This is a genomic window from Bradyrhizobium yuanmingense (assembly GCF_025200905.1).
GTDB lineage: Bacteria > Pseudomonadota > Alphaproteobacteria > Rhizobiales > Xanthobacteraceae > Bradyrhizobium > Bradyrhizobium yuanmingense.
Genome location: NZ_CP104173.1, coordinates 3,420,747 through 3,443,846, shown reverse-complemented (window position 1 = coordinate 3,443,846; position 23,100 = coordinate 3,420,747). Strand labels below are relative to the sequence as shown.

36 protein-coding genes, 1 tRNA gene and 1 pseudogene are annotated in these 23,100 nt (G+C 63.6%); 22 read left to right on the top strand and 16 right to left on the bottom strand.

Annotated elements, in window-relative coordinates; translation table 11 throughout:
* The first annotated feature begins 158 nt into the window (after positions 1–158).
* Positions 159–323, top strand: coding sequence for a hypothetical protein (locus N2605_RS16175; protein ID WP_167361660.1), 165 nt, complete (start codon positions 159–161; stop codon positions 321–323).
* A gap of 98 nt (positions 324–421) precedes the next feature.
* Here N2605_RS16175 and N2605_RS16170 read toward each other — a convergent pair whose 3' ends face one another.
* A complete protein-coding gene (locus N2605_RS16170; protein WP_036045604.1) occupies positions 422–706 on the bottom strand; it encodes a hypothetical protein in 285 nt (94 codons plus the stop codon).
* 271 nt (positions 707–977) lie between these two features.
* On the opposite strand from N2605_RS16170, the gene N2605_RS16165 reads away from it, so the two are divergent.
* Together N2605_RS16165 and N2605_RS16160 are read left to right on the top strand one after the other, a co-directional pair.
* Positions 978–1,220 (top strand): hypothetical protein, encoded by a 243-nt coding sequence (locus N2605_RS16165; RefSeq protein ID WP_244608999.1) that lies wholly within the window; start codon positions 978–980, stop codon positions 1,218–1,220.
* 77 nt (positions 1,221–1,297) lie between these two features.
* Positions 1,298–1,423, top strand: a complete 126-nt coding sequence (locus tag N2605_RS16160; protein WP_035999737.1) for a hypothetical protein — start codon at positions 1,298–1,300, stop codon at positions 1,421–1,423.
* A 13-nt stretch (positions 1,424–1,436) separates the two neighbouring features.
* On the opposite strand, the gene N2605_RS16155 is transcribed toward N2605_RS16160, so the two are convergent.
* From N2605_RS16155 to N2605_RS16145, 3 genes are all read right to left on the bottom strand, one after another.
* Complete coding sequence (locus N2605_RS16155) at positions 1,437–1,634, bottom strand: hypothetical protein (protein ID WP_035999739.1); 198 nt, start codon at positions 1,632–1,634, stop codon at positions 1,437–1,439.
* A 484-nt stretch (positions 1,635–2,118) separates the two neighbouring features.
* Positions 2,119–2,253 (bottom strand): hypothetical protein, encoded by a 135-nt coding sequence (locus N2605_RS16150; RefSeq protein WP_260347228.1) that lies wholly within the window; start codon positions 2,251–2,253, stop codon positions 2,119–2,121.
* A gap of 493 nt (positions 2,254–2,746) precedes the next feature.
* On the bottom strand, positions 2,747–3,043 hold the full coding sequence (locus tag N2605_RS16145) for an HU family DNA-binding protein (RefSeq protein WP_008558895.1): 297 nt from the start codon (positions 3,041–3,043) through the stop codon (positions 2,747–2,749).
* Between the two features lie 287 nt (positions 3,044–3,330).
* Here N2605_RS16145 and N2605_RS16140 point away from each other — a divergent pair, with 287 nt between their 5' ends.
* Both N2605_RS16140 and N2605_RS16135 read left to right on the top strand, forming a co-directional pair.
* A complete protein-coding gene (locus tag N2605_RS16140) occupies positions 3,331–3,822 on the top strand; it encodes a hypothetical protein (protein WP_035999676.1) in 492 nt (163 codons plus the stop codon).
* 123 nt (positions 3,823–3,945) lie between these two features.
* On the top strand, positions 3,946–4,248 hold the full coding sequence (locus N2605_RS16135) for a hypothetical protein (RefSeq protein ID WP_035999680.1): 303 nt from the start codon (positions 3,946–3,948) through the stop codon (positions 4,246–4,248).
* Positions 4,249–4,318: 70 nt separating this feature from the next.
* On the opposite strand, the gene N2605_RS16130 is transcribed toward N2605_RS16135, so the two are convergent.
* The 3 genes from N2605_RS16130 to N2605_RS16120 all read right to left on the bottom strand — a co-directional run bounded on the left by N2605_RS16130 (position 4,319) and on the right by N2605_RS16120 (position 5,684).
* On the bottom strand, positions 4,319–4,525 hold the full coding sequence (locus N2605_RS16130) for a hypothetical protein (RefSeq protein ID WP_036022978.1): 207 nt from the start codon (positions 4,523–4,525) through the stop codon (positions 4,319–4,321).
* 704 nt (positions 4,526–5,229) lie between these two features.
* Entirely contained in the window at positions 5,230–5,457 is a 228-nt protein-coding gene (locus N2605_RS16125) for a hypothetical protein (protein WP_025036169.1), read from the bottom strand.
* A complete protein-coding gene (locus N2605_RS16120) occupies positions 5,451–5,684 on the bottom strand; it encodes a hypothetical protein (RefSeq protein ID WP_036022975.1) in 234 nt (77 codons plus the stop codon). The genes N2605_RS16125 and N2605_RS16120 overlap by 7 nt, the downstream gene beginning before the upstream one ends.
* Before the next feature lie 98 nt (positions 5,685–5,782).
* On the opposite strand from N2605_RS16120, the gene N2605_RS16115 reads away from it, so the two are divergent.
* Together N2605_RS16115 and N2605_RS16110 are read left to right on the top strand one after the other, a co-directional pair.
* Complete coding sequence (locus tag N2605_RS16115; protein ID WP_035999694.1) at positions 5,783–5,974, top strand: DUF3072 domain-containing protein; 192 nt, start codon at positions 5,783–5,785, stop codon at positions 5,972–5,974.
* Between the two features lie 58 nt (positions 5,975–6,032).
* Positions 6,033–6,185 (top strand): hypothetical protein, encoded by a 153-nt coding sequence (locus N2605_RS16110; protein WP_156447126.1) that lies wholly within the window; start codon positions 6,033–6,035, stop codon positions 6,183–6,185.
* Positions 6,186–6,189: 4 nt separating this feature from the next.
* Here the strand turns inward: N2605_RS16110 and N2605_RS16105 are convergent, their stop codons facing one another.
* Both N2605_RS16105 and N2605_RS16100 read right to left on the bottom strand, forming a co-directional pair.
* A complete protein-coding gene (locus tag N2605_RS16105) occupies positions 6,190–6,453 on the bottom strand; it encodes a hypothetical protein (RefSeq protein WP_036033380.1) in 264 nt (87 codons plus the stop codon).
* The gene (locus N2605_RS16100) at positions 6,453–6,653 is read right to left on the bottom strand and encodes a hypothetical protein (protein ID WP_036033381.1); all 201 of its coding nucleotides are present in this window, start codon (positions 6,651–6,653) and stop codon (positions 6,453–6,455) included. Before N2605_RS16100 ends, N2605_RS16105 begins: the two co-directional genes overlap by 1 nt.
* 178 nt (positions 6,654–6,831) lie before the next feature.
* On the opposite strand from N2605_RS16100, the gene N2605_RS16095 reads away from it, so the two are divergent.
* From N2605_RS16095 to N2605_RS16070, 6 genes and pseudogenes are all read left to right on the top strand, one after another.
* Positions 6,832–7,140 (top strand): type II toxin-antitoxin system RelB/DinJ family antitoxin, encoded by a 309-nt coding sequence (locus N2605_RS16095; protein ID WP_225113584.1) that lies wholly within the window; start codon positions 6,832–6,834, stop codon positions 7,138–7,140.
* A pseudogene (locus tag N2605_RS16090) lies at positions 7,137–7,423 on the top strand (type II toxin-antitoxin system RelE/ParE family toxin). The gene N2605_RS16095 and the pseudogene N2605_RS16090 overlap by 4 nt, the downstream one beginning before the upstream one ends.
* A gap of 202 nt (positions 7,424–7,625) precedes the next feature.
* A complete protein-coding gene (locus N2605_RS16085) occupies positions 7,626–8,285 on the top strand; it encodes an NAD-dependent epimerase/dehydratase family protein (protein WP_225140727.1) in 660 nt (219 codons plus the stop codon).
* 175 nt (positions 8,286–8,460) lie between these two features.
* Positions 8,461–9,090: a hypothetical protein gene (locus N2605_RS16080; RefSeq protein WP_225140726.1), complete on the top strand. Its 630-nt coding sequence runs from the start codon at positions 8,461–8,463 to the stop codon at positions 9,088–9,090.
* A gap of 120 nt (positions 9,091–9,210) precedes the next feature.
* Positions 9,211–9,663 (top strand): VOC family protein, encoded by a 453-nt coding sequence (locus N2605_RS16075; RefSeq protein ID WP_035703627.1) that lies wholly within the window; start codon positions 9,211–9,213, stop codon positions 9,661–9,663.
* 377 nt (positions 9,664–10,040) lie between these two features.
* Complete coding sequence (locus N2605_RS16070) at positions 10,041–10,679, top strand: glutathione S-transferase family protein (protein ID WP_225140725.1); 639 nt, start codon at positions 10,041–10,043, stop codon at positions 10,677–10,679.
* A 128-nt stretch (positions 10,680–10,807) separates the two neighbouring features.
* Here the strand turns inward: N2605_RS16070 and N2605_RS16065 are convergent, their stop codons facing one another.
* From N2605_RS16065 to N2605_RS16055, 3 genes are read right to left on the bottom strand one after another with little or no spacing between them, the layout of a single operon-like run.
* Positions 10,808–10,975: a hypothetical protein gene (locus N2605_RS16065; RefSeq protein ID WP_042336342.1), complete on the bottom strand. Its 168-nt coding sequence runs from the start codon at positions 10,973–10,975 to the stop codon at positions 10,808–10,810.
* Between the two features lie 6 nt (positions 10,976–10,981).
* The gene (locus tag N2605_RS16060; RefSeq protein WP_425248848.1) at positions 10,982–11,260 is read right to left on the bottom strand and encodes a hypothetical protein; all 279 of its coding nucleotides are present in this window, start codon (positions 11,258–11,260) and stop codon (positions 10,982–10,984) included.
* Positions 11,261–11,274: 14 nt separating this feature from the next.
* Entirely contained in the window at positions 11,275–11,529 is a 255-nt protein-coding gene (locus N2605_RS16055) for a PilZ domain-containing protein (protein ID WP_036033409.1), read from the bottom strand.
* Positions 11,530–11,753: 224 nt separating this feature from the next.
* Here N2605_RS16055 and N2605_RS16050 point away from each other — a divergent pair.
* A tRNA-Glu gene (locus tag N2605_RS16050) sits at positions 11,754–11,828 on the top strand.
* A gap of 650 nt (positions 11,829–12,478) precedes the next feature.
* Here N2605_RS16050 and N2605_RS16045 read toward each other — a convergent pair.
* Entirely contained in the window at positions 12,479–12,847 is a 369-nt protein-coding gene (locus tag N2605_RS16045; RefSeq protein ID WP_260347227.1) for a hypothetical protein, read from the bottom strand.
* 245 nt (positions 12,848–13,092) lie between these two features.
* Between N2605_RS16045 and N2605_RS16040 the strand changes: the two genes are divergently transcribed.
* From N2605_RS16040 to N2605_RS16015, 6 genes are all read left to right on the top strand, one after another.
* Positions 13,093–13,710: a hypothetical protein gene (locus N2605_RS16040; RefSeq protein WP_225156221.1), complete on the top strand. Its 618-nt coding sequence runs from the start codon at positions 13,093–13,095 to the stop codon at positions 13,708–13,710.
* 149 nt (positions 13,711–13,859) lie between these two features.
* A complete protein-coding gene (locus tag N2605_RS16035) occupies positions 13,860–14,486 on the top strand; it encodes a pilus assembly protein PilZ (protein WP_036022965.1) in 627 nt (208 codons plus the stop codon).
* A gap of 97 nt (positions 14,487–14,583) precedes the next feature.
* A complete protein-coding gene (locus N2605_RS16030; protein WP_035999767.1) occupies positions 14,584–14,826 on the top strand; it encodes a hypothetical protein in 243 nt (80 codons plus the stop codon).
* 295 nt (positions 14,827–15,121) lie between these two features.
* Positions 15,122–16,162 carry a PrsW family glutamic-type intramembrane protease gene (locus N2605_RS16025; protein WP_036022963.1) on the top strand — a complete coding sequence of 347 codons (1,041 nt, stop codon included), beginning with the start codon at positions 15,122–15,124 and terminating at the stop codon, positions 16,160–16,162.
* 70 nt (positions 16,163–16,232) lie between these two features.
* Positions 16,233–16,811 carry an HdeD family acid-resistance protein gene (locus tag N2605_RS16020; protein WP_057029113.1) on the top strand — a complete coding sequence of 193 codons (579 nt, stop codon included), beginning with the start codon at positions 16,233–16,235 and terminating at the stop codon, positions 16,809–16,811.
* 235 nt (positions 16,812–17,046) lie between these two features.
* The gene (locus N2605_RS16015) at positions 17,047–18,132 is read left to right on the top strand and encodes a 3-deoxy-7-phosphoheptulonate synthase (RefSeq protein ID WP_057029112.1); all 1,086 of its coding nucleotides are present in this window, start codon (positions 17,047–17,049) and stop codon (positions 18,130–18,132) included.
* A gap of 62 nt (positions 18,133–18,194) precedes the next feature.
* Here the strand turns inward: N2605_RS16015 and N2605_RS16010 are convergent, their stop codons facing one another.
* The 3 genes from N2605_RS16010 to epmA all read right to left on the bottom strand — a co-directional run bounded on the left by N2605_RS16010 (position 18,195) and on the right by epmA (position 20,661).
* Positions 18,195–18,449, bottom strand: a complete 255-nt coding sequence (locus tag N2605_RS16010) for a hypothetical protein (protein WP_035999808.1) — start codon at positions 18,447–18,449, stop codon at positions 18,195–18,197.
* Between the two features lie 68 nt (positions 18,450–18,517).
* Positions 18,518–19,612 (bottom strand): lysine-2,3-aminomutase-like protein, encoded by a 1,095-nt coding sequence (locus N2605_RS16005; RefSeq protein ID WP_035999791.1) that lies wholly within the window; start codon positions 19,610–19,612, stop codon positions 18,518–18,520.
* Positions 19,609–20,661 (bottom strand): EF-P lysine aminoacylase EpmA, encoded by a 1,053-nt coding sequence (gene epmA / locus N2605_RS16000; protein ID WP_225156040.1) that lies wholly within the window; start codon positions 20,659–20,661, stop codon positions 19,609–19,611. Before epmA ends, N2605_RS16005 begins: the two co-directional genes overlap by 4 nt.
* Before the next feature lie 162 nt (positions 20,662–20,823).
* Between epmA and efp the strand changes: the two genes are divergently transcribed.
* Together efp and N2605_RS15990 are read left to right on the top strand one after the other, a co-directional pair.
* A complete protein-coding gene (gene efp, locus N2605_RS15995) occupies positions 20,824–21,390 on the top strand; it encodes an elongation factor P (protein WP_028136595.1) in 567 nt (188 codons plus the stop codon).
* 45 nt (positions 21,391–21,435) lie between these two features.
* Positions 21,436–23,037, top strand: coding sequence for a M23 family peptidase (locus N2605_RS15990; protein ID WP_225156039.1), 1,602 nt, complete (start codon positions 21,436–21,438; stop codon positions 23,035–23,037).
* The last annotated feature ends 63 nt before the right edge of the window (positions 23,038–23,100 follow it).

Sequence of the window (23,100 nt, the reverse complement as noted above, 5' to 3'; positions counted from 1 at the left end):
TTCTTCCGACCTTCGCATATCACAATCCTGCAATGCCTCCTCCCCATTGACGCCCCATTCGGAAGTGCCAATGGATGTGTTGACGCGACTCAACGTGATTGCGGCGGCAGTGCTTGAGTTTCGGATGTGCACATACTCAGGTGTAGAGGGGATTTGACATGACCGAAGACGAACAACGCAAAGAGCGCGAACGCGAAGAAATCGCCGCCCGTGTCGCCGCCTTCCGTGCCACGCAGGAAAAGTTCAAGCGCGAGCGCGAGGAATATTTCGTGGCGACGCTGGAGAATGCCCGCAAGGTCGAGCGGCCCTCGCTCTGGCCGTAGGCATCATCGCGTCGGCAAGCGCGAAAATGGGCGAGTAAACAAGACCTGCGAATGAAAAAAGCCCGGAGCACCGCTCCGGGCTTTTCGCTATTCGCCGACTACCAATGACGGTAGTGGTGGTGACGGTAGTACGGCCCGCCGTAATAGGCGTACGGACCCGGTCCGTAATAGGCGGGACCGTCGTAGTAGCGGTAGCGGGGACCGTAATAGCCATACGGCTGGGACGCTGCGACCGCGCCCGCGGTGATTGCGCCGGCGGCGAGGCCGAACGCGAGGCCCGGGCCGATGCCGCCGCGGCCACGCGCCTCAGCCGGCGCGGGCGCCGCGACCGCGGTCACACCGACCGCCGCGATGGTGGCCAGAACTGCCAGTGTCTTCTTCATGCTTGTCCTCCTTCGCGTGTCGCCGAGACAACGGCGAGCGCCTGCGATGGTTGCCGCATGGATGGAACCAGCCCGCAGGCGAGAAATGTCGATGAAGCGGGAACGAAACGGCGAGACGGGGGTTAGCCTCTCAAGTGCGGGAGCCTCCGCCATCCGGGTCGAGGCGACAGCACGAAGACCCCGTCAGCATCTCCGCGGTGCTGGCGGGGTTTTCAGTTTCATGGGAGCAGATGGCAGCAGACCATGACGGTTGCCAGCGGGGACGACAATCATGGAGGAGAGTTTGCCCTTATCCGCTTTGCTGGCCCGTATCCGCAAATTGGTTCCCAGATCCGAGGATGAACATTACGACGAGATCGTCCGCAGCTTCGGTGTCGGCACGCTGCGCCCGCCGCCGACGCCGATGAGCGACCGCGAGCTGGCGCAGGCCATCGCCGAGTTCCTCAAGGAGCAGCCGTCGAGCGAATCCGTCGCGACCCTCGGCCGCCGGCTCGACCCGACCACCCGGCTCTGAGTTTCTTCGCAGGAGTATGGAACCAGGAATGCGCGCGGACGTTGAGTCCGTTCCCTGCTGAGCGGAGAGAAAGAGATATGCCCGCCTGGCTCGAAGTCTTGCTCAACCTGTCCGGCTATGCCGGCTTCGTGGCGCTCGCCTCGCGCGGCGCCGGATCCCCGCAGGCGCGGGCCGATGACCGCCGTTGCGGCGACGAGCGTTGATTGGCGCGCGGCGTTAGTTGGCGCGCGCGGCTTGGCCTGCCGTGCGGACCAGCCGGTCGGCCTTGACCGCAACGCGCGTGTCCTCGGCCTGCGGCCGCAGCGAGAAGCTGATCACAACGAAAGCAAGGCAGAACAGCGTGCCGACGACGGCGACGCGCCGGTAGGTGTGCCGGTCGCCTTGGAAAAAGGACGGAGTTGAAAAAGGCATCATGGCAAATTGCTGCTTGGGCAATCGTTTTCGGCAAAGGCGTTTCTTGCTTGTCTTTGCCGAACACCTACCCCAAGCCGCAGCAAGCGCAACGCGATTGGGCTTTTAACCTAACCGAATAGGGTTATCGGCATCCGCATAAGCTATCGTTAGCCAGACGCATCCGGCACCATCGCGGCGAGAGCGCGCAAGAACGCCCGGCTTTGTTCCAGCTTCGACTCCGTTTCGTTCGCGAAGAACGAATCGGAGTCGCAAGAATGCGCGGAGAGCAAATCCTAACGATCGATGAAGCGCGCACGCTCACACCGTCGACGCGGCAGGACCCTTCTTCGATGAGTGTCTTCTGCAACAAGTCTCTTCTGCAACAAGACTCTTCATCGAGAAAACTTCGAGAAGACTCTTCGCCGGCAAGCAGCGCGGCGAGAGACCAAGCGCGAACCCTCGGAGCGGATCGCGCTTGCGCGTTGCCGCGTGGCGTCGACAAAGGTCAGGCCGCCCGCTTCGGCTTCTCCTTCGAGAAGCATTCGAGGATCTGGATGCGCAGCTCCTCCGCCGCAGGGCCCTCGACCTTTCTGAGCTCGTTCCAGAGCCTGATCACTTCGCGCTGTTTTTCGACGGTCATGAGCAACCTCCAACGGTCCATCAAGGCGCCTCACTAGAACAAAATGAGAACAAAAAGTCCAGCCCCGGACGTAAAATTTTGGTGGGCGCGGCGTTGAACCTTTTCGGCGCGGCAAGCACCTATGGAAGCTGGGGATTTCAGCGCCCAGTTACACGGCAGCGCCGCCTGACGAACATACTCCGTCGTGGCGGCGCTGTTGCTTTTTGCGATTTCAACTTTAGGTTAAAGCCATGGCTGTCGGCCAGGCGCTGAAATCCCAACGCCGTCAGCCAGAAAAGCCTCGCGCGAAAGCGCGGGGCTTTTTCTTGTGAAGCGGATGAGGATGGTGAGGAATCGAAGCTCGTCGTTCAGGACGAAGCGAGTACCGCGTGCTGTTACCCTGATGGTCGTCTTGGTGTTCGGGCATCGCGATGGCCGAGCACCACCTGGTCCTCGGCCGTTGATTGCTGCGCCGGCGCGTCAATGAGCCCACCGCACCGACATCGCCGGCACGTCAGACGGCGTCCTTGGCCACCTTCAGCGGCGAGGCCTTGACCGACTTGCTGGCGGGCTTCGCTGCAAACTGCATCGGCTCCTTGGTGAAGGGATTGATGCCCATGCGGGCTTCGGTCGCCGGCTTGTTCACGACCGACATCTTCACGAAGCCGGGAATGACGAACTCGCCGGACTCGTTGAGCTCCTTGTAGCCGACCGTCGCCATGTACTCGATCACCGACTTCACGTCGTTCTTCGAAAGCTGCGTGCCCTCGGCAATTGCATCGATCAATTGGGTCTTCGTCATCTTCGCCATGGTCTGAATTCCTTTGAATGGGTGCGCGGAGCAATTCTGCTGCTGGGGACGCGGCCGGACCCGCGAGTGCGCGCTGCTGATTCATGCCAGAAGTCATGAAGCGATCGGGCTTAGACCCTATCGAGGCCGAAAACGCAAGCACGGGCTCACCGAGGTTCCCGACTTCCTGTGCAAGACGTTGCAGGAGCTACAATTTTAGGCCCTGCAATTTTAGGACCTGCAATTTCTCCAACCTGACACAGCGCCGCGGCTGCTATAAGCCAGGAAAGGTATCTGATGGGGTTCTGATGAAGGTCGCTATCGTCATCGCAGGCTTGATCGTGGTCGCCGTCGCAGCCCTCGTCGCGATCCAGCCTAGCTTCTTGAAGCCCGCGTCCTTCGCCCTCGTGAAAAAGTCCGACATGTTCGGCTTCTCGCCCGGGATGTCATTCGAGGAGGCCAACAAGCTCGTCGCGCGACGCCACTATCTCTGCCGGCCGAGCCGAGGTCCGTACACGCTGGCGTGCGACATCAACGGCGCCAAGGTCGCCGTCGACGGCGACGAGACCGATCCCAGGCATCCGATCTGGCGCGTCAATGCGACGCTGAACAATCCGGGATCGCAGGAAGCTGCCGTCAAATCCATCTCCGAGCAGTTCAACGCCTCGGCCATCAAGGACCGGGAAGGCTGGATCTGGATCGTCGGCCGCGGTTTCAAGCTGAGCTATGACGGGGCCAGCTTGACTCTCGTCGACGAGGCCGCCGAGGCCAGGCTGCGCAAGGAGGACGCCAAGCGCTAGATCGCATCGCGCTTTGGCGTCACCTCGTCGTGAAACTTGTGGCTCAGCGATCCGTCGTTGACGCTTCAGTAACCTAACGCGACCAAGCTTCTGTCAGGTTGGTTGCGTTGGAGTATCCTCAAAGTGCTGGATTTTAACGAGCTGCGTGAACTCGCGGCAGATGTTCGTGTTTTTGTCGATGTCGCCGAAGACAAGGCCGAGGCGCTCAGAGCCGTGATCGCGGCCTACGATGTGGTGCTGGCGATCTTCCCCGTCGATGACGGCATGGGCCTCCACGTCGTCAAGGGCAAGGGGATCCTGGACCAGATCGCGACGTCGCGCACACACGCGATGTACAGCCACACGGCGATCGCGGTTCCGGATCTCGCCCACGCCGAAGCGCTCAAGTTCCTGACGGCGCCGGTCGAACAGCGGATTGCGGCCTGAGCATCGTTCAGCCGCTCCGCTCGCGTAGAGCGGCGCGGCGACATGAGCAGCCTTGTCCGGACGCGCGGGCTCAAGCGGTTCGCCGCTTCCGTCGCAGACCGATGCGCGTGCCCGGAAGATTGATGCCAAGCTCGATCGCACGCGACCTGATCGATGCAATGGGACGCTTGAGCTTCACGATCATCAGCGTGAGGCTCTTTCCCGTTTCGCACATGGATCGAAGCAGCCGGTCGTCGTCTTCCGACCAGCGTTCGTGGTTATAGGTGCGGGCAGCCATCGACGTTTGCCTCTGAGGCCAATGAGGCGGGACCTGAGCAGGGAATGTCAAAGGACCCAGCTTCGCCTTTTTCTGAGCGCGGCGGCTGGGTGTCAGTTGAGGGGCGGCTTGTTACGCTGCCGCCTGACGCAGAGATAGTTTTTCGGCGTCGATTTTCAACCGACTTACGGATTTGTAATGGCCCGGCGCGAGCGCCTCCCACTCCAGCGAAGCTGGCGCATGTTCTTTTGAACTTTCTTGCCGCTCGCGCTTCTTACAGTTGAAGCGTCCCTAAGCTTCACCTCGACAGAGAACCCCGCTCCTGAAAGGGCGGGGTTTTCGCTTTTGGCGCTGCATCAGCTCGCCCGGGATTTCAAGCGCTCTTTGCCGTTGACCCGGCGGCCGTCCGGCCGCACTTTTTGCGACGGGCAGGGTTTTGAGGAGCCGTGATGCCGAAAACCCTTGTGGAATTCAGAGCGCAGAACCTTCGTTTGCTCGAGCGGCTTTGTCCCGACGACCCGCGATACATCGCGGCCTGGCTGAAGCAGTTCGACGAGCAGAACGGGATCACACCAAAAGCTGGTCCGAAGTCCGGCAAGAGCCGTGCGGCTGCTTCGCCGCGAAGCAAGACCGCTTCGCCCGCGCGCACGAGGTCAGCGCCCTCCTCGGTCTCACCGCGCTGATCGGCAACGATTGCCGCGTAGTCCCGAGAGCCGCTTGGGCGCTCACGGAATGTCCGCGGCCTTCCGGTTATCCCCGATCGAAACCGGCTTGTTGAGGAAATACTCGCGATTGCCTGTCGCCGCTTCCGCGTATTGGTCGATGGCGACGATGATGGCTTGGACGTGGGCATAGCACCACCCTTCCCGCGTCGCGCGTCGGCGAACGTCCTCGAGCGCGGTCAGGAAGGGCGACAGGTCTCGCTCATCGTCGAACCACCGCCTGCTCACCATGTCCTCCCGCCGAGCACCCTGCCCTTGGTCTGGCGCGGCTCTGCCGCCTTCAGCGCGTCGCGTTGCGCGCACAGGCTCTCGACCTTCGCCTCCATCCGCGACAGCAGCGCTTCGGCCGAGGCCGTCCCGATCCCCGCCCGCTGCAGCTGGAGGATCTCCTTCCTCTGCCTGCCCATCTGGATGCGCATCCGTTCGATCTCCCGCCTGAGAAAGTCCAGGTCCGGCATTGTTCCGCCTCGCGAATTCGAGATATGGCCCATGAGAACAAAAACGGAACGAAGAGTCGAGTCCGACGTTCTACGGAAAACGGAATAGGAGATGTGCGATGGCCGACAACACCCGGAAGGACCCGAAGGATTGGGTTTCCGGCGACGATCCGATGACGGGAGCCCAGGAATCCTATCTCAAGACCCTCGCCGAGCAGGCGCACCAGGACCTGCCCGAGGACGAGCTGACCAAGGCCGAGGCCTCGGAGCTGATCGACAAGATGCGGCAAAAGGCCGGGCTGGACGAGTGAGCCGTCCGATTGCGGGAACCCGGCTCCGTGCGTATGCAAACGAAATTGGGAATCGAAAATGTCTTATTTCGTTTGCGCCCGCGACGGAGCGGGCCAGATCATCTTGAAGCGAGACACAAGGGAAGCGGCCGAGAAGAAAGCCGCCGAGCTCCGCGACATGGGCTATTTCGAAGTCGAGATCGTCGCCAAGGGCGACGAGGAGACGGCGTGAGGGATCATGCGTCCCTCAGCACCTTCAAGGCGCTGAGAATGACGAAAGCACCCAGACCGTAGGTCAGCGCATTCACGACCCACGAAATGGCGATGCCGAGGAAGGCGGAGCCTCCGACCGCTCCCCGGAAAAAATACGCTGCGCTGATGCCCGGCCACTCCAGCCAAAGCAACGCGAAGTCGGTCAGCGGCTCCAGCACGAGGAGCACCGTCGAGACGAGCGCCCCCACGGCCAATGCGATGACGAGATATGTCCTCAGCCAGGGCATCAAAGACCCAGCAGGCCAGCGATAACAGGAATGAGGAAAAAGGCGGCGATCCCGAGTAGCCCGCCCACGACAAAGCGTGCCGCGCGGCCGTGAATCTTCGTATCGAGCCACGCACAGATGGCCACCGCAGCCTGTCTCAGCCAGCTCCCCACGAGGGTTCTGACGAGATCGAACAGGAGTTCTGCAACGAGTGCGGCCATGGCGTTTGGTCGGCGCCAGCTCTGGCGGGGTTCACGAGCAGTCATCGCGGTGGCTGATCGGCCGAACGCGAGCCGATAGGCGATGACACAGCACGCTTACCGCGCCGCGCTCCCGCGGGCGCCTTGCACTCGTCATTCAATTGAATTACCTTGGACGTATCGCTTCGGAGAAAGTAACATGGCCGCAAATGCCCTTGTTCAGACCCGCATCGACGCCGAAGTCCGTGATCGCGCCTCGGCCGTCCTTGAGGAGATGGGGCTAACGGTGTCGGACGCGGTCCGCATCCTGCTCACCCGGACTGCCAATGAGGGCGCGCTACCGCTCGAGCTCCTCACGAACGGCAAGGCTCATGACGCCTGGTTTCGCGCGAAGGTTCTGGAGGCGCTGAACGATACCCGGCCCGATACCTCCGACGAACAGGCTGAAGCGCATTTCGCAAAGCGGCGCGCGGCGGCTCGGCGCAGGGCGGATGAACCAAAGTCGTGAAGCTCGTCTGGTCCGCGTTCGCGCTGTCGGACCGCGACGGCATCTTCACCCACATCGTCGCTGAAAATCCTCGGGCAGCCATAGCGCTCGACGAGAGGATCGCTGCCGCTGCGCATCGACTTGTCGAGTTTCCCGAAAGTGGGCGCCTGGCCGTGTCGCCGGCACACGCGAGCTCGTCATTGTCGGCACTCCCTACGTCGCGGCCTATACCGTAACGGAAAGCTCGATCCGGAGATTGCGCGTCCTGCACGGCGCCCAGAAGTGGCCCGATGAGCTTCCCTAAGATTGAGGCTGCGGAAAGCTGTCAGGGCTCCATGAACTGACAGCGCGTAGGATGGAGCGAAACCCATCGAGCGCCTCGTTACGAAACATGATGGGTTTCGCAAGTGCTCTACCCATCCCACGAGCTAATCCAAGTTGCCTTGGGCCTCCTGATCTGCATTCATCAACTTGCATTGGTCTCTCAACGCAAACCGGTGGCTTGAATGAAAACCGCACTTGTCTTCGGCGCGTCCGGCTTCATCGGCTCGCATTTGCTGCGCGACCTCTTGGACAGTCCCGACTATTCGCGGGTTCTGGCGGTGGCCCGCAAGCCGCTGGCGGTGAGCCATCCGAAGCTCACGGTGCTGATCGGCGATCGCGCGTCCCTGCCCGCACTTAAATCCCAATTGGTTGCGGACGAGATCTTCATCGCGCTGGGGACGACACGCAACCACACCCCTGACGAGGCCGAGTACTACAAGATCGATCATGACTATCCGGTGGTGGCGGCCGAGATCGCTAGGGCGAACGGCGCGCGGTCGGTGTTTCTGGTCACGGCTGTTGGCGCCAACGCCGCTTCCAGCGTGTTCTATCTCAGGACCAAGGGCGAAGTTGAACGGGACATTCTCTCGCTCGATTTCGAGCACACACATATTTTCCGCCCCTCGATGATCCTCGGCGCGCGCGACGAGGATCGCCCGCGTGAACGCCTCATCGCCGCGATATGGGCCGTGCTCAATCCGCTGCTCGTCGGCCCGGCGGACCGGTATCGCGGGCTCGCCGGCAACGACATCGCGCACGCCATCGCCAAAGCCGCGCGGCATCAAACCGGGAAGGTGCGAATCTATCACTGGAAGGAGATGGCGGCACTACTTCGAGCGTGACGCTGTCCGAGCCGAACCGGCCCCCTTCACGCACATTTGCCTCGGCCCCCGCCCCTGCTCTCCTTATCCTGCTATTTCCTAGTTACTCAGCCCGACCTATTGGCGCGGCTCATTTGAGTGCACCGTCACCGTTATTGAATGCATACCTTTCCGATCTCTCATTGCAGGAGCGGCGATGACACCCGATGAAGAACAATCCGGATTCTACGAAAATCTCGGGCGCTGCATAGCGCAGTGGTCGCACGTAGAAGATGCCTTACATGAGGTCTTTGCAACAGCCATAGCGAAGGCCGATGAAGTACGCCGCTCGAACGTCCCGGCTCAGGCGGCGTACTTTGCGATCCAAGCTCCGGAGGGAAAGATCGCCATGACCGATTCAGCAGTCCGATTCAGACTACTTTTCGGTATGGGAGAAGGTCATGGTGATCCGCAGCGAAGATTGTTCGCTGCATGGGACGCCCTCAAGAAAACTGTCGATGACCGACGCAAACGCAGAAACCAACTCGCACACTTCCAAGTGCTCGTATCAATGAACGAGCCGGATGGTCGTAGATTTGCTCTCCGGCCGGCGCTCTTCAATCCAAACACCCAATTTAGGACGATAACCTTGTTTCACAGGGAGGAACTCAAAGTGGCGGCTGCATCGTTTGGACGCGTCTCATGGGATCTGAGAACCTTCGCCTATGGACTTGCGAAGCATTTCAAACAGAACGATGACACCGTCTTTGACGACGAACTGAGAGAACTGATGGCAAGGACAGCCGATAAGGTCGTCACGGAGGAGGGCTTCATCGCCAACAACTGAAATCTCAAGGCAGAGTCCCCCTCACACCGCCCCTGCCCCTCCTCTCCTTTTCCTGCTATCTCCTACCCCGCCGTCCCGGCCCAAGACAAAACCCTCCGTCCGTTCCAGGGAGCAACAACCATGCGATACCTCCACACCATGCTGCGCGTGCGCAATCTCGATGTCGCGCTGAAATTCTATGTCGATGCTTTCGGCTTGAAGGAGGTGCGGCGGATCGAGAACGACAAGGGGCGCTTCACGCTGGTGTTCCTGTGCTCGGCGGATGATCTCGAAGCTCTGAAGAAGCAGCCGCCGACGCGCGGGGCGCCGCTGGTGGAGCTCACCTACAATTGGGACGAGGAGAAGTATGGCGAGGACCGCTTCTTCGGCCATCTCGCCTACGAGGTCGACGACATCTACGCCACCTGCGAGAAGCTGATGAAGGCGGGCGTCACCATCAATCGTCCGCCGCGCGACGGCAACATGGCCTTTGTCCGCTCGCCGGACCTGCACTCGATCGAGCTGCTGCAGAAGGGCGATCCGAAGCCGCCGCAGGAGCCGTGGGCATCGATGCCCAACACCGGCCATTGGTAAGCCATAGGCAGGAACTAGGCCCCTCCCCCGGCGTTCTCCTTTCACGAAACCGATTTGGAGGAGGATGCGATGGCGAGAGGGCTGTTGCTGTGGATGCTTGGCGTGCCGATCCCGGTGATCATTCTGTTGTGGCTGTTCTTCGGCCGCTGAGCGAAAGACTTGAACTATTGCAATGAAGGCTCCGCCGCGTGCGGAGCTTTTTGCATGAGGGGCACGATGCAATCGCGCATCGCTCGGCGCGCCGAATTCCGCTATCAGCTGGGAAAGGTGGATCTGTAGCCCGGATGGAGCGCAAGCGTAATCCGGGACTGTCAGCCCTGGATTGCGCTTCGCTCCATCCAGGCTACGACACCGGACAATGCCGCGGGAGACGCTTCATGGCCGATACCAAGCTGACGATCTGGGGCCGCGCCAATTCGGTCAATGTGCAGAAGGTGCTGTGGTGCTGCACCGAGCTTGGCCTCGCCTACGAGCGCATCGATGCCGGCATGCAATACGGCAAGACGCGCGAGGCCGATTATCTGGCGATGAATCCCAACGCGCGGATCCCGACGCTGGTCGAGGGCGATTTCGTGCTGTGGGAGTCCAACTCCATCATGCGCTATCTCTGCCTCGCGCATGGCCGCGGAACGCCGCTCTATCCCGAGGCGCCGAGGCAGCGCGCCTCGGTCGACCGCTGGCTCGACTGGACCCTGTCGACGGTGCAGCCGGTCGACCGCCCGGTGTTCTGGGGCATCGTGCGCACCGCGCCCGCCGAGCGCGACATGATCCAGGTGCAGCGCGATGCCGATGCCGCCGCCGAGGTCTGGGCCATCGCCGACCGCCTGCTCGCCACGCGCCGCTTCATCGAGGGCGATGCGTTCACGCTGGCCGACATCGCGATCGGGTCCTATGCGCGGCGCTGGCTCGGGGTCGAGGGCATCAGCCGGCCGGCCCAGCCGCACCTCACCCGCTGGCTCGCCGAGCTCGGCAAGCGGCCGGGATTTGCGCAATTCGTCGCACCGCCGATGTCGTGAGCACCTCGCGCGGGTTAAGCTGCGGCGGTCGCGCGGGGAATCCGCGTTCAGGCGCGCTTCCCGCGGCGTCACGGCCGCGCTTGACGGCTACGGTGCATGGGGTTGTTTTCGCGGTTTTGTTTCAGGCTTTAGCGCCAGCCGCGCTCGACCAGCAGCACGACGATGATCAGCAGCAGCGTCACCGCGGCCGTTGCCAGCCGCGCGGTCCAGCTGAGACCGCGGCCGACCCACCACAAGAGCGCGCAATACATCAGCACGGGGACGATGATGTCGAGCCGCACCAGATCCGCGGGCATGGGCCTTCAGCGCCGGATGCCAGCGTCGACGCTGGTCGAGCCGCCGAGCTTGACGCAGGTCCCCGTGCCCTCGGCCATCACGAAGCCCGAGCCATAGGCGGCGCAGGCGCCTGCCCTCACCTTGCCGGCCGTGCTGCCGTTCAGCGGCAGCGCCTTGCCGATCTGCGGCGGCTCGGCAGGCGGCAGGCGCAGGCTCTCGGCCGCGGACGTGGCCAGCAAGGAGAGCAGGATGAGGAGCGGCGTGCGCATCGCCGCCTTGTAGCCCGGACCGGCCCCGCGCGCCATCGGACCGTCCGCGGCTAGAGGAACCTGACGCCGGCCGACTTGCCGCGGCGCCAGACCACCTGGCAGCTCCGCCCGGTGCGCGCATCGCGTGCGAAGGCCATCCTGATCACGCCGGGAAGCTGGCTCGCGTCCTCGTCGAGGGTGATCCTGGCGCCCGAATCCGAGATGTCCTGAACCAGGCAGTGCCGCGCGGCAAAGCCGCCGTCCAGCGTGATCCAGGCATGCTGCGACAGCAGCTTGCGGGCTGCGCGCTTCTTCGGCGGTGGCATCGGCAAAATCTCCCCGTCCAGCGCTACGCAGGGAACGCTAACAAACCGTTGAAATCGCCTCCGAATGATCCCGCGCCCCGGGCTATCCACCGGGGCCGAAAGACCGTTCCCGAACGGCTTGCCCGGGAGCGCAAAGGCCACTATACGTTCGCCCGCTGCAAGCCGCCGGGCCCTGTTCGGCCGGCCAGCGGCCGTGCCGGGACAATCGGCAGGGCCCTGCGTTTGCTCCCTTCGTCTATCGGTTAGGACGCCACCCTTTCACGGTGGAGAGAGCGGTTCGATTCCGCTAGGGAGCGCCAGCAAAATCAATCACTCAAAGATCCACTCTGCCGCCGTGTCCAACGTGTGGCCAATAAACCCGTGCGAACACCCATGGACGTGGGGCTCGATCGCCGCCCCGCTTCGCGAGCGTAACCGGCGGGCCATCGTGCTTACCGCCTGAGCCCCGGGGCGGTGCGTCATCAGCCGCGGCCGGTCGCGCCTCTGCAGCCTGCGGTCGCCGCGAGGCAAGCCGCCGGCATCGCTCATTTATTTTTTTTCGAAGCAGCCAGCGGCTACCCTGTTGCCGATTGAGTAGCAATCAGGAGGATTGGGCTTTGTGACCACGTGCTGGGGCGTTTCAACTCGTGGGCTCGACCACCCCCAAAGCACAGCAAGCAGGGCCAGACCCCCGAGTATCGCGAGCGCAACCATTTCAGGCGTGACGAGAGCGGGGCGCCGACAGAGCACCTGGGGTGCAATCTGCTTCAATGAACACAACTCTGAACTGTAGTAATCTAAACTGTAATAAAAATATCATATGTTAATTCCGGTTCCATTGCAAATGACAGTTGTTCCGCGCGGAAATGCCCGAAACGAACGGCCCGCCAGCGTGAACCGGCGGGCCCTGCTCGATGGGCGCTTCATTGGTCGCGCTCCGCCAGGATGCGGTTGATCTCGGCCGTCACGATCAGCTGGTGCTCAGGCGTGAGCTGGACATACCTCGCCAAAGGGCTCGCTCAGCCCTCTGGTGCCCTCGGCGTTCGTCGATCGTCCTCTTGAGGCCCTTTAGATCGCCGTCGAGCATCCAGTCGACGTTGATCCCGTGCTTCCGGCAGTAGTCGCACAGCTCGGCGCTGGGCGCGGGACCGACCTTAGGAGCTGGCTCCAATCCCCATTCGATCGCGAGCCACAACAGGCGCCGGTTGTTGTTCTGCGCTGACGACGCGCCGTCGGCGTCGAGCCGCTCCAACGGTGTCCGGAGGCGTAGCCGCCGACGCTTGGCGGCGTTGCGGCGCCGCGTGATGCCAGCGCGGGTGATGGGCTTCTCCTTTGCCACTGCCCGCGGATCTTCCTGAGCTTCGTTTGTGCCTTGTCGATGTCTATTTTTACGGAGGTGGACGGCCATGGACCTATTCTCATCTCTTTCACGGTGGAGTGAGCGGTTCGATTCCGCTAGGGAGCGCCAGAGGCGCAAGCCGCCGCGGCAGCATGAACCTCCTCGCCCCTCGTCTCCGACCAATGTCAGGTCGTAACCGGTCGAGGCCCATGCCGCACAAAGCCGACATTGCAGACGCACCGCCGATGCCGGCGCTTCCCACATGGCTGCGCCACCCGCGCCAGCATGCGCCGGACCGGCGCGCCAAGATGCTGGCGCACATGGCCCACCTCCAATCACTGCCGGAGCGCCAAGCGGCGTTGACGCCGCCCTCGCCGGAGCGGTCAGGCCAGGCCGTCGCTGACATTCTCGGCGATGCCTTCGGCTACATCGTGCTGTTCGGTGTCATCGCCCTGCTCTTCCATTCGCGCGTTCCGCTCTACCTCGGTGCCTTTCTCTTCCTGACCGATGGCGAGCGCATCGAAAGCGCGCTGGCAAGCATCGGTATCCGCCTCGAGCCCGAAATGATCGGCCAAGACCTCGTCAAGCGCTTTGTATTCTGGTTCGGATGGTTCGCGTTGCTCGGCCCCCTGAAAGCCTCGGTTCCCGCCTGGCTCGCGTCTTGGCTGCCTCCGACCCAGTCATGGTCTTCCCTGGCCGGCATTGCCATTCTGCTCGCCCTCGTCGAAGCATTGACCGGGCTCGCGCTGCGGCGCGCATTGCCGCGCCTGCGATGGGAGATCCGTCCGAACGGACTGATATGGACGATGATCCAGTTCGCCTTTGCCGCATTGGCTATCCTGGTGCTGTTCGGACCTCGCTAGCCGTCGCTTATGCCGCGCTTCCCGCTGCTCTGCCGACCCGCGCCATTTACCGAAAATTCACCCCAGCTATTAGGCAGCAGTATCATTTGCTTAGAATTTGCTCGCTACCGTGGAACTACGGCAATCACCCGAACCCCCGGTCAGCGCTCATGTCCGTCGCAGACTTCCTGAGGCAGCGAGCAGTGGATGTTACGGTCAGCGGCAGCTACTCGCTGCCCCGCTGGTACGATTGCGAGGGCAAGCTCCGCAGCTTCGCCTGCCGCACCAAGCGCGTCTCGCCGTTCCGGATGATCGTGGACGTGCCCGTGGTCGGCAAGGTCGGCGAGCGCTTGACCTCCTACTTCGAGGATTTCGGCGAATTCCAGGGCACCATCAGCGCGACGCTGAAGGCGGGCTTCCTGATGGAGCTCGAGATGACGCGGGCGCGGCGCGCCTGGATGTCGGAAAAGCTGACCTGGCTCGAGAAGAAGCAGAAGGATGTCAATGTTCGGGACCTGCGGCGTGACGCGCGTTTCGTTCCACAGGTCTCGCACACCGTGCTGACCCTCGCGGACGGCAGCTGCCATCCGTGCTTCATCATCGACGTCTCGACGGCCGGCGTCGCGGTGTCCTCCGAGTATGATCCGGTGGTCGGAACCCCGCTTGCGGTCGGCGCCTGTGTCGGGCGGGTGATCCGCAAGTTCGAGCACGGCTTTGCGGTCAAATTCGCCGAAAAGCTGGACCGGGACGACCTCGTCCGCCTGATCGTCCGCGCGCCCTTGCTGAAGTCGGCCTGAATTCGCCGCCCTATAGCGGCCCCAATGCCGGATCAGCTTTTGCAGGTCTGTGCCTCGGGCCGGACGTCATTTTGCAGACTTGCGATCGGGGGACCGAATGGCAGTCGACAAGATCACCTGGGACAGGGTCGGCCGGGTCACCGAGCCCGGACGCTACATGTACACGTTCGGCTGGCTCACCATCACCGCCGGCGACCTGGAGATCTGGAAACGATACCCGCAGGCCGCGTTCACGCTGCTGGCGCAGAGTTCCGGGTCGCCCGAGTCCGCCGGCGAGGAATTCCATCTCGGCGCCTTCGACGTCGCACCCGACGCGCCGCCCGCGATCACGACGCACTGACTAGACTAAAGCGAGCAGCCGGCACGCTGCGCAGATGCGCCAAGAATCGAGGAATCCCGCGCATTTCCTTGAGCTCGCTTGCAAATCTCGATCCGCAGCGCACCGGGCAATCGTTGCGGTGACTGGCGAGCTTCTGCCATCATGCGATTGATTGCGCTCGTATTCTACTCCCCACAATGAGCCCGGATGAACGGCAGCTGTCGCGCACCTTCAGGGAGCCGACAGCCGGCGCATGACACATGGTCGCATCGGAGAACGTAGATAAGCGGATCAAGGGAACTTATTTTCGGCGCCAATGTACCTGATCGAAGCGCTCCCCACCGTCATCGGAACTGCCGCTATCGCCCCGGCGCTGCTGTTGCTCTGGCTCGTCATCGCTGCCGAGGAACGCCCGGGGCCGCCGGCCCAGGTCTGGACCGCATTCCTGTTAGGGGCGGCGAGCATTTCGCTCCTGGGCCTCGCCCGCGCCCCCTTCGCCAAGATGATCGCCGCCCCCGACGATCCCTGGGCGGCGCTGGCGATGCATTCGATCTTCGGCGTCGCGCTGCCCGAGGAAGCCGTCAAGGTGCTCGCCATCGTGCTGGTCTCCTCGACCAAGCGACGCACCTTTGCCAATCCGATGGACACCGTGGTCTACGGCGCCGCGGTCGGCCTCGGCTTCGCCGCCTACGAGAATCTCGCCTACCTGGTCCAGCACGCCGACATGTGGCGCTCGCTTGCCGCGCTGCGCAGCGTCCTGACCGTGCCGTTCCACGGCGCGCTCGGCATCATCGCCGGCGCCTACCTGACCATCGCGCGCGCCGGCACGGCGCTTGGCGCAAACCGCCACCATCGCGATTGGGCCCGTCTTTCCAGCCGGCTGTTGATCTTCGGTGGCCCGCTCGCGCTTCATACGGCCTTCGACTTCCCGCTGCTGACGCTCCAGCGCATGCCCGATCTCGATCCGACACTCCGCATGTGGTTGGGCGCTGCAAGCCTGTTGATCGGCTTCGGCTCGATCGCCTTCGCCATCCGCCTGGTCCGGCGCGTCGCGCGCCACCACGCGCCGCGAACCGATGTCGCGCGCGAGCGGCTCAGCCAGCTGCGCCGGATGTGGGCGCTCCTGCTCGCCGGCGGCGGCATCGGGTTCGTCGGGCTCGCCTTCGTCCTGACCTCGATCCATCACTGGCTGATCAACCCCGAGCGCAACCTGACGCTGGCGCTGATTCCGATCGGTTTCGTCTCGATCCTGCTCGGGCTTGCGCTTCTGATTGTCACATCGGCTATCTACATTCTCGGCCGCAACCGCATTCGCACCAACGCGGAAGGCTTTTCGTCGGCGCCCGGCGGCACTTGATCCAACGCATGGCGAACGCGCGACAGGCCCACTAGATTGGGACGCAATCCTCTCGTTCCGGAGCCAGACGATGACATCGCCCGAGGAATTTGCCCGCCTCCAATCCGAGATGAACCAGGCGGTCAAGGCGCACTGGAAGGCTTTTCTGTTCGAAGGGATCCTGCTCGCCGTCCTCGGCATTGCCGCGCTCGTCGTGCCGCCGCTCGCCAGTCTTGCGACCGCGATCTTCCTCGGCTGGATGTTCCTGATCGGCGGCATCGGCGGACTGATCGCGACCTATTGGGCGCGCAGCACGCCAGGCTTCTGGTGGTCGCTGATCTCGGCTGCGCTCGCCGTGCTCACCGGCCTGCTGCTGCTGGCCCGGCCGATGCAGGCCGTGCTGACGCTGACCATCGTGCTCGGCGCCTATTTCCTCGCCGAGGGCGTCGCCACCATCATGTACGCGCTGGAGCACCGCCGTGAGCTCAGCGGCCGCTGGTCGTGGCTGCTGATCTCGGGCCTCGTCGACATCGCGATCTCGTTCATGGTGATCACGGGACTGCCGAGCTCGGCGGAGTGGGCCATTGGCGTCCTCGTCGGCATCAACCTGCTGTTCGGCGGCGCCACCCTGATCGGCATGGCGCTGGCGGCACGCAATGGCAACACCTGAGGCGCCTCGTCGCTCCACATTCTGATTGGGGGGTGACAAGGCGCCAGCGGCACGCTATATGGCCTTTCCATGATCACCGTCGCCACCAGCTATTTTTGGTACTTTAGCTACGACAGCTCGCTGGCGGCGGGAGGATCGCGCTCAATCTGAAACATTGCAGCAAACGTCCGAACAGCCGCCAGACCCTGGCGGCTTTTTTATTGCCGGCAGGTTCTAGAACAGACAGGAGCCCGCCGTGCTGAGCACGACCGACGATCTTCGTATCCGCGAACTGAAAGAGCTGAGCACGCCGGAAGAGGTGATGCGGGAAGTCCCGCGCACGCTCACCGCGACGCGTGTGGTGATGGCCGCGCGCAACGCCATCCATGCCATCCTGAGCAATCAGGACGACCGCCTTCTGGTCGTCGTCGGCCCCTGCTCGGTGCATGATCCCAAGGCGGCGCTCGACTATGCCGAGCGGCTAGCAAAGCTTCGCGAGGATCTCGCCGATCAGCTCGAGCTCGTGATGCGGGTCTATTTCGAGAAGCCCCGTACCACGGTCGGGTGGAAGGGCCTCATCAACGATCCCGACCTCGACGGCAGCTTCGACATCAACAAGGGGCTGCGGCTCGCGCGCAACGTGCTCGCGGCGGTGAACAATCTCGGCCTGCCCGCCGGCACCGAGTTCCTCGACATGACGACGCCGCAATACATCGCCGACCTCGTCTCCTGGGCCGCGATCGGCGCGCGCACGACCGAGAGCCAGATCCATCGCGAGCTGGCGTCGGGGCTGTCCTGCCCGGTCGGCTTCAAGAACGGCACCGACGGCAATGTGCGGATCGCGGCCGATGCGGTGAAATCAGCCTCGCATCCCCATCATTTCATGGCCGTCACAAAGCTCGGCCGCTCGGCGATCGCCTCGACCGCCGGTAACGAGGACTGCCACATCATCCTGCGCGGCGGAGCTGAGCCGAACTACGACGCGGCAAGCGTTGCGTCGGCCTGCAACGAATTGACCAAATCCGGCGTTGCCCCGCTGGTGATGGTCGATGCCAGCCATGCCAATTCGAGCAAGAAGCCGGAGAACCAGCCGCTGGTGATGGCCGATATCGCCCGTCAGATCTCGGGCGGCGAGAGCCGCATCATGGGCGTGATGATCGAGAGCAACCTCGTCGCCGGCCGGCAGGATGTCGTACCGGGCAAGCCGCTCACTTATGGGCAGAGCATCACGGACGGTTGCATTGACTGGGCAACGACGTCGAAGACGCTCGAGCAGCTCGCCGACGCGGTCGAAATCCGCCGCAACATCCGGCGCGCCGGACTGCACGAGCGATCAGCCTGACGGATGGCCGAGCTTGGGATGGCTCATTCCTCACCTCTCCCCGACGGGGAGAGGTGAAAGCCTCAGCAGCCGCGGCAGATGCTCTTGATCTTCTTGTCGAGCGCCTGGTTTTCCTTGCTGAGCGGATCGTTGGGATCGCTCAGATTCTTCTCGCTAGGCACATCGCTGGCACGCGGCTGGCGATGACCGACCGGCGCCGGCAACACCGACCCGGACGATGCGCCGCTTGAGGTCGATCCCTTGGAGCCGCCGGTCTGCGCAACAGCCGCGCCGCCAAGCAAGACCACGAGCGATACTGCCAGCATGATCTTCGTCATGTCCATTTCTCCATTCTCAAATCAGCGTCCAAGCCCAGCACTCAAGTCAGCGTCGATGCCATCGCCACTCATGCCTCGGGCGGATAGAGATGAACGTCGCCGCAATAGTCGACGATACGATAGCGCGTTTCTGATTCCGCTTCACTTGTCTCGTTTGCGGTATTTTTCACCGCCGACACGTAATTCGGACCCACCGGCGACTTGCCGGCACCGCCGGGAATGTCGATGACATAGTCCGGCTGACACAGGCCCGACACCCGCCCGCGCAACTGCCGCATCAAGGCCTGCCCCTCTGCCAACGTCGTGCGCAGATGCGCCGTTCCCGGGGCGAGATCGCCGTGGTGCAGATAATAGGGCTTGATCCGGCATTCGACGAAAGCTCGCATTAAATCCGAGAGAGCGGCGATGTCGTCATTGACGCCGCGCAAAAGCACGGACTGGCTCACCAGGGGAATTCCAGCATCGACGAGCCGCGCGCAGGCATCGCGCGCGGCCCCCGTCAGTTCGCGCGCGTGATTGGCGTGTACCGCGACCCAGGTGGCCGCGCCCGCAACCTTCAGGGCTGCAACCATCTCCGCGCTGACGCGCGCTGGTTCGGCCACCGGGACACGGGTGTGGAGACGGATGATCTTGACGTGATCGATGGCCGCAAGGTCAGCCATGATCTCGCTCATCCGCCGGGGCGACAGCATCAGGGGATCGCCGCCGGTCAGGATCACTTCCCAGATCTCGTCATGCGACCGGATGTAGTCGATCGCGGTGCGATAGGCGCTCTCCGACAGCGCATTCTCCTTGCCGGGCCCGACCATCTCGCGGCGGAAGCAGAAGCGGCAATAGACCGCGCAGACGTGCACGAGCTTGAACAACACCCGGTCGGGATAGCGGTGCACGATTCCCGCCACCGGCGAATGCGGGTGATCGCCGATCGGATCGGCATTCTCGCCCGGCTGCGCCTCGAGCTCGGCCGAAACAGGAACGAACTGCCGCGCGATGGGATCGTCGGGATCCGTCGCGTCGATCAGCCCGACCAGATCCGGCGTGATCGCCACGGCATAGCGCGCGGCGACGCGTTCGAGCGCCGGCAGCGCCGATGCGGGGACCAGGCCCTCGGCTACCAGCTCGGCAGGTTCGCGCAGAGTGCGTGCAAGGTTCGTCTTTGTCATCTCTCATCCGCAGGCGGTGTCCACACCACCTGATCAATTCGTGTGGCGCCGCTCGCCAGCATCACCAGCCGGTCGAAGCCGAGCGCGACACCGCTCGCCTCCGGCATTGCGGCGACCGCCGCCAGAAAATCCTCGTCGAGCGGATAGGCTTCGCCGTAGCGGCGCTGCTTCTCCGTCATGGATTCCGTGAAGCGTTTGCGCTGCTCCCCGGCATCGGTCAGCTCTCCAAAGCCGTTGGCGAGCTCGACGCCGCAGGCATAGACCTCGAAACGTTCGGCGACCCTCGGATCGTCCGTCTTCACCCGCGCCAGCGCCGCCTCTGGAGATGGGTATTCGAACAGGATGGTCAAACGCCCCTGCCCCAGCTGCGGCTCGACGTGTTCGACCAGCACCTTGCTGAAGATGTCGGACCAGGTGTCATCCTCGGCGACACGGACCTTCCCGGCTGCCGCCTCGGCGAGCGCCGCACGGTTACCCTCGCCGCCCGAGATTGTCGACAACAGGTCGACGCCGGCGAACTGCGCGAAGGCGCCCGCGACCGTCAGGAGCTCCGGCTCGGCGAAGGGATCGGCGGTTCGGCCGCGGAAGGAGAAGGTCCCGATCCCGGTCGCCTGCGCCGCCCGGGCGATCACGACGACGCAATCGGCCATGATGGCATCATAGGGCGCTCCCGCCCGGTACCATTCCAGCATGGTGAACTCGGGCAGATGCAGGTCGCCGCGCTCGCGGTCCCGGAACACCCGTGCGAACTCGAAAATCCGCGTCTCGCCCGCCGCCAGCAGTTTCTTGCAGGCGAACTCGGGCGAGGTGCGCAGGTATCGGCTGGCCCGGCTGCCGTCGGGCCGCATGATCTCGGTCCTGGGGGCGTGCAGATGGGTCTCGTTGCCCGGAGAGACCTGGAGAACGGAGGTTTCGACCTCCACAAACCCCTGCTCGGCGAAAAAACCCCGCAAAGCTCCGGTCACGGCGGCCCTGGCCTGGAGGAACGGCCGTCGGTCGAGGTGGCGCGCGGGCGACCAGGACGGCGACATCGGCTTGTCCCCAGCCATCAACCGACCGCCCCGGCCGGCAGCAAAATGCTGGCATCCAACGGCAAAATCAGTATGTTGCGGCCCAAAACGGGTGCCGAGGTCCGGTTTGAGGCCCCAAGTCCCCCAGCAATTCGACCACGTCCTGGCTGGTGCCGGGCCAAGCAAGCAGGAAATACAGCTTTGAGAGTCATCGCCAGTTCTATTCGCAAGGGCAACGTGATCGAGCAAGACGGCAAGCTCTATGTCGTCGTGAGCGCCGAGAACATCCATCCCGGCAAGGGAACCCCGGTCAGCCAGATCGAAATGCGCCGAATCTCGGACGGGGTAAAGATCTCGGAACGCTACAAGACCACCGACCAGGTCGAAAAGGCCACCATCGAAGAGCGCAACTACACCTTCCTTTACGAAGATGGCGATGGCTACCACTTCATGAACCCCGAGACCTACGACCAGGTTCAGGTTTCCAAGGACGTCGTCGGCGACGCGGCCGCGTATCTTCAGCCGGACATGACCGTCAAACTGTCGATGCATGACACTAATCCGGTGTCGATTGCACTGCCGCAGCGCGTGACGCTGGAAGTGGTGGAGACCGAGCCGGTGACCAAGGGCCAGACCGCCTCCTCCTCCTACAAGCCGGCGGTGCTGTCCAACGGCGTGCGCACCACCGTGCCGCCGCACATCTCGGTCGGCACGCGCATTGTGGTGATGACCGAAGACGGCTCCTACTCCGAGCGTGCTAAGGACTAAACGAGCCATCGAGGATCGGAACAGGTACCGCCGGGGGGCGAAGCAGTGGGCAGGAACAGTCTCCGCTTCGTCTCGCTTCTCCTGGCGTTGCCGTCGCTCCTCGTTGCTGCACCGATCGCTGCGGACGAGTTCCGCAGTCCCTCGCTGACGGCCCTGCGCATCGAGTGGCGCGCGGCGCTCGATCAGCTTCGCAGCGAGATCAACAGCCGTCCGCAAATTGCGGGCGACTTCATCTTCGCACCGCGCCGTTCGGTGCCGCGCTACGATCCGCGCGCGATGCCGGCACTGGTGCAGCTCAACGCGGTCTCCTCGCGCTTCTTCACCGGCATTACCCGAAGTCCCGTCCCCGTGCTGCTGCCGTTCGACGCCGCCGCGTATCTCGACGCGCAGCGCAGCGGCGCGCCGGCGACGCTCGCGCTGTCGCGCTACCAGGCCGACTTTAATCCCGCCGACATGTTCGATGCCGGTCCTGCCGGCTACAGCGCGACCTTCTCGCTCGATCCGGGTGCCGGCGACGGCATGCCGAGCCGGGTCTACGCAAGGCCTGTCGAGGTGCAGATCACGGGCTCGGCGCTGGTCTACGACATCGCCGATCCGGCCGGGGGCAAGGGCGAGCCAGTCAAGCCGCTCGCCGCAACCTACCCGGATCTACGCAGGTTCATCCGGGAAGGCTATGTGCGCTACGCCTTCACCCGCTTCGGCGCCGCCTATGTGGTCTCGATCCAGTGCCTCGACAGTGTCGCGAGGCCACGGCGGCTCGCCTGCAAGGAGGCCTATCCAGTCGCCGAGCGCTTCCTGAAGGCACTGCGCGTCGCAGGGGGCCAGCGCATGCGGCCCCTGGCGGACGTTGCCTCCAACATTATCGACCGGCCCGCGGTGCGTTCACCGGATTTCAGCTACCGGCCGAGCGGCGACATCATTCCGAACACCGGCTACCGCAAGCAGGGCGGTCATCCCGACGCCATGGCCTATGCCCAGATCCGCTTTCCCTTGGAGAAGGCGCCCGCCTTCGTGCGCTCCCAATCCTTCGGCAAGCGCGACAAGAGCGAAGGCCCGACCGCTTATCCCTGGCGCGACAATTTCTGCGAGTCGCGTAGTTTCGAGGTGTGGCAATGCGGCGGAGGTTACGGCCACCAGGGCGAGGACATCCGCGCCGCCGACTGCCCGCCGCCCGGCGAAGGCCGCGAGCCCTGCGATTCCAAGCGGCGCGGCGTCGTCGCCGTGCGTGACGCAATCGTCATCCGTGGAGCCAAGGACCAGGCCGCGACGCTTCAGGTCAATAGCCGCACCGAGCACATCCGTTTCCGCTACATGCACATGAATCCGCATGCGATGAACGCCGATGGCGTCATCAACGGCCGCATCGTCACCGAAGGCGAGAAGATCGGCGTGATCTCGAACTACCTCGACCGTCCCGCCGGCACCTCGATGCACCTGCATTTCGACGTCCAGGTGTTCACCCGCGATGGCTGGATCTGGGTCAGCCCCTACGCGACGCTGGTCTCGGCCTATGAACGGCTGATCCGCGCGCGCGGCCGCGAGATCGGCCCGGAGATCGCGGTCACGGCGCAGCCGGTGGCCCATGCGCTGCCGGAAGACGTGCTCAAGCCTGACCTGCGCGAGGGAGCGGGCGGCGAGGAGAACTGACAGCGTGCTGGTTCGTTGCTGGAGCGGGCAGGACGCATCTGGTCGCGCACTCCCCCGCTCGAA

Bases quoted from the DNA above. Each gene is read 5' to 3' on its own strand.
- N2605_RS16160 (WP_035999737.1), top strand. From the start codon at position 1,298: ATGCCCGCCTGGCTCGAAGTCTTGCTCAACCTGTCCGGCTATGCCGGC.
- N2605_RS16080 (WP_225140726.1), top strand. From the start codon at position 8,461: ATGACACCCGATGAAGAACAATCCGGATTCTACGAAAATCTCGGGCGC.
- N2605_RS16110 (WP_156447126.1), top strand. From the start codon at position 6,033: ATGTCTTATTTCGTTTGCGCCCGCGACGGAGCGGGCCAGATCATCTTG.
- N2605_RS16100 (WP_036033381.1), bottom strand. From the start codon at position 6,653: ATGGCCGCACTCGTTGCAGAACTCCTGTTCGATCTCGTCAGAACCCTC.
- N2605_RS16065 (WP_042336342.1), bottom strand. From the start codon at position 10,975: ATGCCCGCGGATCTGGTGCGGCTCGACATCATCGTCCCCGTGCTGATG.
- N2605_RS16005 (WP_035999791.1), bottom strand. From the start codon at position 19,612: ATGACAAAGACGAACCTTGCACGCACTCTGCGCGAACCTGCCGAGCTG.
- N2605_RS16095 (WP_225113584.1), top strand. From the start codon at position 6,832: ATGGCCGCAAATGCCCTTGTTCAGACCCGCATCGACGCCGAAGTCCGT.
- N2605_RS16125 (WP_025036169.1), bottom strand. From the start codon at position 5,457: ATGGTGAGCAGGCGGTGGTTCGACGATGAGCGAGACCTGTCGCCCTTC.
- N2605_RS16130 (WP_036022978.1), bottom strand. From the start codon at position 4,525: ATGGCTGCCCGCACCTATAACCACGAACGCTGGTCGGAAGACGACGAC.
- N2605_RS16175 (WP_167361660.1), top strand. From the start codon at position 159: ATGACCGAAGACGAACAACGCAAAGAGCGCGAACGCGAAGAAATCGCC.
- N2605_RS16075 (WP_035703627.1), top strand. From the start codon at position 9,211: ATGCGATACCTCCACACCATGCTGCGCGTGCGCAATCTCGATGTCGCG.
- epmA (WP_225156040.1), bottom strand. From the start codon at position 20,661: ATGGCTGGGGACAAGCCGATGTCGCCGTCCTGGTCGCCCGCGCGCCAC.
- N2605_RS16070 (WP_225140725.1), top strand. From the start codon at position 10,041: ATGGCCGATACCAAGCTGACGATCTGGGGCCGCGCCAATTCGGTCAAT.
- N2605_RS16105 (WP_036033380.1), bottom strand. From the start codon at position 6,453: ATGCCCTGGCTGAGGACATATCTCGTCATCGCATTGGCCGTGGGGGCG.
- N2605_RS16035 (WP_036022965.1), top strand. From the start codon at position 13,860: ATGTCCGTCGCAGACTTCCTGAGGCAGCGAGCAGTGGATGTTACGGTC.
- N2605_RS16170 (WP_036045604.1), bottom strand. From the start codon at position 706: ATGAAGAAGACACTGGCAGTTCTGGCCACCATCGCGGCGGTCGGTGTG.
- N2605_RS16020 (WP_057029113.1), top strand. From the start codon at position 16,233: ATGACATCGCCCGAGGAATTTGCCCGCCTCCAATCCGAGATGAACCAG.
- N2605_RS16055 (WP_036033409.1), bottom strand. From the start codon at position 11,529: ATGCCACCGCCGAAGAAGCGCGCAGCCCGCAAGCTGCTGTCGCAGCAT.
- N2605_RS16155 (WP_035999739.1), bottom strand. From the start codon at position 1,634: ATGATGCCTTTTTCAACTCCGTCCTTTTTCCAAGGCGACCGGCACACC.
- N2605_RS16115 (WP_035999694.1), top strand. From the start codon at position 5,783: ATGGCCGACAACACCCGGAAGGACCCGAAGGATTGGGTTTCCGGCGAC.
- N2605_RS16030 (WP_035999767.1), top strand. From the start codon at position 14,584: ATGGCAGTCGACAAGATCACCTGGGACAGGGTCGGCCGGGTCACCGAG.
- N2605_RS16040 (WP_225156221.1), top strand. From the start codon at position 13,093: ATGCCGGCGCTTCCCACATGGCTGCGCCACCCGCGCCAGCATGCGCCG.
- N2605_RS16140 (WP_035999676.1), top strand. From the start codon at position 3,331: ATGAAGGTCGCTATCGTCATCGCAGGCTTGATCGTGGTCGCCGTCGCA.
- N2605_RS16060 (WP_425248848.1), bottom strand. From the start codon at position 11,260: ATGGCGCGCGGGGCCGGTCCGGGCTACAAGGCGGCGATGCGCACGCCG.
- N2605_RS16010 (WP_035999808.1), bottom strand. From the start codon at position 18,449: ATGACGAAGATCATGCTGGCAGTATCGCTCGTGGTCTTGCTTGGCGGC.
- N2605_RS16085 (WP_225140727.1), top strand. From the start codon at position 7,626: ATGAAAACCGCACTTGTCTTCGGCGCGTCCGGCTTCATCGGCTCGCAT.
- N2605_RS16025 (WP_036022963.1), top strand. From the start codon at position 15,122: ATGTACCTGATCGAAGCGCTCCCCACCGTCATCGGAACTGCCGCTATC.
- N2605_RS16150 (WP_260347228.1), bottom strand. From the start codon at position 2,253: ATGACCGTCGAAAAACAGCGCGAAGTGATCAGGCTCTGGAACGAGCTC.
- N2605_RS16145 (WP_008558895.1), bottom strand. From the start codon at position 3,043: ATGGCGAAGATGACGAAGACCCAATTGATCGATGCAATTGCCGAGGGC.
- N2605_RS16165 (WP_244608999.1), top strand. From the start codon at position 978: ATGGAGGAGAGTTTGCCCTTATCCGCTTTGCTGGCCCGTATCCGCAAA.
- N2605_RS16120 (WP_036022975.1), bottom strand. From the start codon at position 5,684: ATGCCGGACCTGGACTTTCTCAGGCGGGAGATCGAACGGATGCGCATC.